Origin of the sequence: Corallococcus sp. CA041A (assembly GCF_003612075.1) — a bacterium.
Lineage (GTDB): Bacteria > Myxococcota > Myxococcia > Myxococcales > Myxococcaceae > Corallococcus > Corallococcus exiguus.
Window position 1 is genome coordinate 1 of sequence record NZ_RAWF01000501.1, and the last position, 2,263, is coordinate 2,263.

Genomic DNA, 2,263 nt, shown 5'->3' on the forward strand with positions numbered 1-2,263 from the left:
GGGTGGTGGTGGGGGGGACGGCCGCGAGGTACGCGCCCTGCGGGCTCTCCGTGTTGCCCTCCTGCATGCTCGCCATCAGCGGGTGGGTGTGCGCGGGCATCTGGGGGGAGATGAGCGTCACCGACTGCTGTCCGGAGCTCTCGCCCAGCGAGTGCGGCGTGAGCCCGGGGCCCTGGCCGGGCTGCATGGGGAAGCGGCCGCGCAGGTCCGGCAGCGCGAACGTCGTCGTGCCATTGCCGCCGTAGGTCGTCCCCAGGATGGCGAAGAGCGCCTGGTTCTGCGCGATGGACAGCAACGTGCCGTCGCAGAGGAGCCAACCCTTCGGCGCGAAGTCGCCTCCAAACATGATGATCTGCCCGATGTACGGCGTGGACATGGTGCCCCCTGGTGTGACGTCGAGTGTGGGCCAGCGAACAGACCATGGGCGGTCCCTCGATAAAAGAGCGCGGCGCGTCAACAGGCAAACCAACCCAGCGTGTGCGAAGCTTCACGGTCGGTGACGGCCCCGGTTCCTACGCCGCAGGTCGCCGCGCTGAATTTCGTTGGGGAGGACCTGATCCATGTCGCTTCGAGCCTTCGTTCCCCTCCGTGGGGTGTTCTCGCGTTTTGGTGCGCTGTCGCTCTGCGCGACGTTGATGGTGTCCGCCTGCACGGGAGAGACGGGCGATGGGCCGGCGGGACCGGAAGGGCCTCCGGGGCCTGCGGGCGCGACGGGTCCCCAGGGGCAGGCCGGCCCGCGAGGTGAGAAGGGCGCCACGGGTGAACCCGGCCTGCTGGGTCCCGAGGGTCCGCAGGGCCTGTCGGGTGCCCCCGGCGAGCCCGGTCCGCAAGGGCAGCAGGGCGTGCAGGGACCGGCGGGCGCGATGGGACCCCAGGGGCCCATTGGCCTGATGGGGCCCATGGGTCCGCAGGGTGCCGCGGGCCCCACGGGGCCGGCCGGAGCGAAGGGCGACACGGGCCCCACGGGCGCGAAGGGTGACGTGGGCGCGAAGGGCGACACGGGCGACGTCGGTCCCTCGGGTCCGACGGGAGCGAAGGGCGACACGGGCGCGGCAGGTCCGACGGGGGCCACGGGAGCGATCGGCCCTGCTGGCGCGAAGGGTGACACGGGCGCCACGGGCGCGGCAGGGCCCACGGGAGCGACCGGCGCGGTCGGCCCCGCTGGCTCGACGGGCCCTGCTGGCGCGAAGGGTGACACGGGCGCCACGGGCGCGGCAGGCCCCACGGGAGCGACCGGAGCGATTGGACCCGCTGGTGCGACCGGCCCCGCTGGCGCGAAGGGTGACACGGGCGCGGCGGGGCCCACGGGAGCGACCGGCGCGGTCGGCCCCGCTGGTGCGACCGGCCCTGCTGGCGCGAAGGGTGACACGGGCGCGGCAGGGCCCACGGGAGCGACCGGCGCGGTCGGCCCCGCTGGTGCGACGGGCCCCGCTGGTGCGACCGGACCCGCGGGCCCCACGGGTGCCTCGGGGGCTCAGGGACCACAGGGACCGTCGGGCACGCAGGGGCTCTACGGCGACGGCTCGGCGGGGGCGTTCAACGTGGGCGTGGGCCAGACGGTGGACCTCTCCACCGCGGCGGGTGTGGCTTCGCTGCCCGCGGGCTTCAACCTCCAGTTCAGCAGCATCAACATCGCCGGAACGCTCATCCTCCCCAGCGGCAGCGTGCTGCGCTCCTCCGGCGACATCACGGTGAGCGGCACCGTGACCGTGCAGGCCGGCGCGGAGGACCTGGGCAATGGTGAGGCGCCCACGGGCATCGCGCGGACGGCGGCGACCAACTACAACGGTGGCGCGGGGCTGACGTCGTTCCAGGCCGCCCAGGTGCGCCGGGTGCAGTTTGCGTCGGGCGGAGCTGGCGCGCGCATCTTCGTGGGCCCGAGCGCCAACGGAGGCGCGGGTGGCGGCTCGTTGTTGCTGGCTGCGCGGGGCAACATCCGCATCGTCACGGGGGCGAACGTCAACGCGAGCGGGGTGAGCGGCGTAAACACGGGGACTGGCACCCAATCCGTCGTGGGCACGGGCGGCGGCGGAGGCGGCATCGTGCTGGTCGCGGCGAAGGGAAGCATCACGCTGGGTGGCACCATCCGCGTACAGGGTGGCAACGGCGCGAACGGTTACGACGGCAACGGCGGCTCGGGTAAAGGCGGTGGCGGTGGCGGTGGCGGTGGCATCGTCCACTTCATCTCATCCTCGACCGCCAGCGTGACGGGCTCCGTGGTGACGGCGGGAGGCGCGGCGGGCGCCACCGCTGGGGGTGGCCC

Annotated in this window: 2 protein-coding genes; one reads left to right on the forward strand and one right to left on the reverse strand. The window is 73.9% G+C overall.

What is annotated here, in order from left to right; genetic code table 11:
* The coding region (locus tag D7V77_RS41635; RefSeq protein ID WP_120581685.1) for a phage tail protein at nt 1–376 on the reverse strand (376 nt) is incomplete at its 3' end.
* Nucleotides 377–560: 184 nt separating this feature from the next.
* On the opposite strand from D7V77_RS41635, the gene D7V77_RS45880 reads away from it, so the two are divergent.
* Nucleotides 561–2,263: hypothetical protein (locus D7V77_RS45880; RefSeq protein ID WP_199733993.1), on the forward strand; the 1,703-nt coding region annotated here is incomplete at its 3' end.